This is a genomic window from Burkholderia singularis, from assembly GCF_900176645.1.
Classification (GTDB): Bacteria; Pseudomonadota; Gammaproteobacteria; order Burkholderiales; family Burkholderiaceae; genus Burkholderia; species Burkholderia singularis.
In genome coordinates this window covers 1-3,127 of record NZ_FXAN01000103.1, presented here as the reverse complement: position 1 = coordinate 3,127, position 3,127 = coordinate 1, and the positions used below count along the sequence as shown (strand labels likewise).

Sequence of the window (3,127 nt, the reverse complement as noted above, 5' to 3'; positions counted from 1 at the left end):
CAAAGATTGAGCAGGGCATTCAATCACGTGGGTCAAAATTCGATGAAAATTTTCAGCTCTAGTGGGTCAGTTCTGTGCGGACATCAACAATCGAGTTTTACGGACTTGGTGGAGTACATCACCAATCGCGATGAAGAGAAGGCGCGTTTGAGCGACGAGGTTGATCCGAGCGATCCGCACGATCGAGAAAAGCAGCTCAAGATTCTTGCGCGTGCTAGAGAGCATCTCCGATTGGCCGCGAACTACCTTCGACAGTCACCGCAAATCGACAGCGATTTTCAACAGAGGGCGCTAGCGCGGCGAGTACGTCTCCGGCTCGAAAAGAAGCCGATTCAGCCTGCACCTAGCCAGGCCGAAGCGGAAGCCCTTGCGGAGCTTTGGTCTGGGCGACTCCTCGGCCAGGCCGAACGCCTCGTAACGCCGACGGGCGTTGCGTGCGAACACAATTGCTTGTCATTGTCGTCCGCTGCTGCTGAGATGAAGGCAGTGGCGACCCAGAACGCCCGGGTTAAGGACGCCGTGTACCACGTCGTTCTGTCTTGGCCGACGAATGAATCACCGACCGATGCACAAGCGTTCGAGTGCGGTGCGCACGCGCTTGGCGCTGTCGGTATGGCGGATCATCAGTACGTTTTTGCCGTGCATCGCGATACCGACAACACGCACCTGCATATCGCCGTCAATCGCGTCAATCCGGACACGTTCGCCGCCGTCTATCCCGAGCGTGACTATTTCAAGCTGGATCGCGCGATGCGCGAGCTGGAGCTCCGATATGGCTGGCAACACGACAATGGCCCTTACGCGGTCTTTGAGCGCAATGGCCACGCCGTCATCGATTGGGCAAGCAAGGACCCAGCCACGAAAGGCAAGCAACCGACGCCGGCAGCTGATATGGAGCGGCACGCTAATCAAGAAAGTCTGTTTACTTACGCACGCGGTGAGCCGCGTAAAGCGCTCTTGGCCGCGCTGAAAAATGACGAGTTGACGTGGCGTCAACTGCACAATCTGCTCGCCAAGTATGGTCTCGAGCTACGCGAGAAAGGGCAGGGCTTCGCTATCTACGACCTCAATCCGGGTGCTGCGACTACGACGCCGATCAAGGCCAGCGACATGCACGAGGCGCTGGGGAAGGCACGGCTGACCAAACGACTCGGGCCGTTCGAGCTGTCGGCATCAACGACCAGCGCTGTCCTGACGTACGACAAGGATCGGCCGCCGAAGCGCGATTCGAAAATGCGGGAGGAGCGGCGCCAGGAGCGCGCACAAGCTCGATGTGAGCTGCGTGCCCGGTACGGCGAGTACAAGCGCGCGTTCGTATATCGCCGACTCGACCCGGCTGGTGTGCGGCAGCGATTCTCGGATATCCGCGAAGCTGCCCGTCAGAAGCGGCTCGAGATCCGAACGACCGTCACGGACGCTGCAGCCCGAAACGTGCTGTACAGCGTCGTTGCATTCGAGACGGTGCGGGACCGCGATCGGCTGCGACGTGAGATCCGCAGAGAGCGTCAGGCGCTGTGCGCGGACCCAGTGAACCGCAGGTTGTCATATCGCGAATGGGTCGAGCGCCAGGCGGCCGCCGGCGACGGTGCGGCGATCGGCCAGCTACGCGGCTTCGTCTACAGTGAGAAGCGACGTGCGCGAGAGCTAGTGCGGGCGCTAACCAATGATGATGCCGACGGCGTCATCCACGTTGACGATGTCGATCCGGTTGCACGGAACGTCGCTGATGGGCTGTATTTTCGCGTCCGCCGGGACGGAGCGGTGATCTATCGATTAGACGATGGTCGCGACGCTTTCATTGATCTCGGCCGACGCATCGATGTGCTCGCCAAAGGCGATCGCGACGACCTGTCAATCAAGACTGCGCTGCAACTGGCCGCGGAGAAGTATGGGGGAGTATTCGAGCTCACGGGTAGCGAAGAATTCAAGCGGCGCGCGATCGACATTATGGTCGAACATCGAATTGAGGTTCGGCTCCGAGACGCCGAGCAGGAAGCGTTGCGGTGTGCCAAGACAGCGGCTGCAGCGAAGCAACTGCCCCGGCAAACGCTACGCCGTGCCATAAGGCCATGAGCGGAGCGATGGGTCATCTGAGATATTGGGGTCATATAGACTCGGGCGGCGCTTGGGTCTATAGTAGTCGCAGGTATTACCTTTTGCTACGGGGGCCGGGTCATGGTTACGGCAACATCCATCAAGCTTGATGATGAACTGAAAGGGCGGGTCCAGCACTTGGCCGAGGCTCGTCGACGTACCGCGCATTGGATCATGCGTGAAGCCATTGAGCAGTATGTCGAGCGCGAGGAAAAGCGCGAGGCGTTAAACCGGGACACGCTCAAGGCGTGGGATGAATTTCAGGTGACTGGCCTGCACGCGACTGCTGAGGAAGTAGATAAGTGGCTCACGAGCTGGGGAACTGAAAACGAACTGCCCTCGCCTGAATGCCACAAGTAATCTTTGCACCGGCGGCTATCCGAGATTTACAGCGACTACGCGACTTCCTGCGACCGAAGAATCCTGACGCTGCAAGGAGGGCTGGTGAAGCGATTAGACAAGGCGTACAGGCCCTCGGGACTCACCCTCGAATGGGACGTCTCGTAGAAGATCTACCCGAGCAGTATCGGGAGTGGCCCATCGATTTCGGGGACAGTGGTTACGTGGCCCGGTATCGCTTCGATGGCGACGCCGTCACGATCTTGGCTGTCCGGCATCAGAAGGAAGCGGGGTATTGATCATGACCGATGACGAGGCGAAGGCACGGATCGACGTGCTCCACGACGATGCGGCGACGATTCTGGCCGAGCAAGGGCTATCGCCCGTGCAGGCTTACTGCCTGATCCTGGAGTGGGTCACGGTGCGGCACGAGCCTACGCTGCAGTTGCTTGCAGACGCAGCAGCCTATGACCAGTGGTTTCGAGATGAGGTCCAAAAGAGCCTTGATGACCCCCGTGAGCCGATATCCAACGAAGAAGCAGAGGCTAGCTTTGCCAAGAAGCGAGCCGAGTTACAGGCACGGATCAGGAAAGGCAATGAGTGACGAGAGGTGGCCTCGCTCGTTCGGACAGTTTTCTGAGATTTTTAAGTGGAACGTCCGGGGCGATCATGCTGCCGATTTAATCGCAGACAG

General features: G+C 59.1%; 4 protein-coding genes. All 4 read left to right on the top strand.

Going from position 1 to position 3,127, the window contains the following annotated elements; translation table 11 throughout:
- Positions 1–2,073 (top strand): TraI/MobA(P) family conjugative relaxase (gene traI, locus BSIN_RS21400; protein WP_369828231.1); only part of this gene is annotated, 2,073 nt, incomplete at its 5' end.
- A 102-nt stretch (positions 2,074–2,175) separates the two neighbouring features.
- On the top strand, positions 2,176–2,454 hold the full coding sequence (locus BSIN_RS21395) for a CopG family ribbon-helix-helix protein (protein WP_089341915.1): 279 nt from the start codon (positions 2,176–2,178) through the stop codon (positions 2,452–2,454).
- On the top strand, positions 2,442–2,732 hold the full coding sequence (locus BSIN_RS21390; protein WP_089341914.1) for a type II toxin-antitoxin system RelE/ParE family toxin: 291 nt from the start codon (positions 2,442–2,444) through the stop codon (positions 2,730–2,732). Before BSIN_RS21395 ends, BSIN_RS21390 begins: the two co-directional genes overlap by 13 nt.
- Before the next feature lie 2 nt (positions 2,733–2,734).
- Complete coding sequence (locus BSIN_RS21385; RefSeq protein WP_256583927.1) at positions 2,735–3,037, top strand: antitoxin PaaA2 family protein; 303 nt, start codon at positions 2,735–2,737, stop codon at positions 3,035–3,037.
- Positions 3,038–3,127: the final 90 nt, after the last annotated feature.